Origin of the sequence: Nocardia sp. CDC159 (assembly GCF_023740735.1) — a bacterium.
Lineage (GTDB): Bacteria > Actinomycetota > Actinomycetes > Mycobacteriales > Mycobacteriaceae > Nocardia > Nocardia pulmonis.
Window position 1 is genome coordinate 1 of record NZ_JAMRXH010000043.1, and the last position, 495, is coordinate 495.

Sequence of the window (495 nt, forward strand, 5' to 3'; positions counted from 1 at the left end):
AACGCGGTGGTCGGCTCGATCTGCCCCGGCGCATACCCGTGCAGCCGGTACACCTCCGGTGACCACTCCCACCGCCGGGTCGCGAACCAGAACCGGAACCCGCCCACCGCAGGCCCACCCAACTCCGGTACGTCGGAGCTCGATGGATCCGCTGCCACAGGTGCACTCACCGAACAAGTATCCCCCTCTCCGGCGAGCCCCGTACTCCTTGCGGTCTCGGCCACTGCGGGCGAACCCGCCGCACGCATGCACCAGGGACGCCGGGCACTTGTCGCTGGGCATGATTTTCTCGGGCGTGGGTGCATATCAACCGGTGGCACCGGATAAGCCGGAAATGCCGGAGATGGTTGCCACGCAAGCTTTCTCCGGCGGGCCGGGAGTGGTTGAGCAAGCAGCCTCGCCCGGCATCCGGCCATGCTCAGGTCAGTCGCCCGGTTCGTAATGGCCAGGTCGCGCGAGCGCGGCCTGGCGCCTCCGTCACCGGCCGGAAGCCGG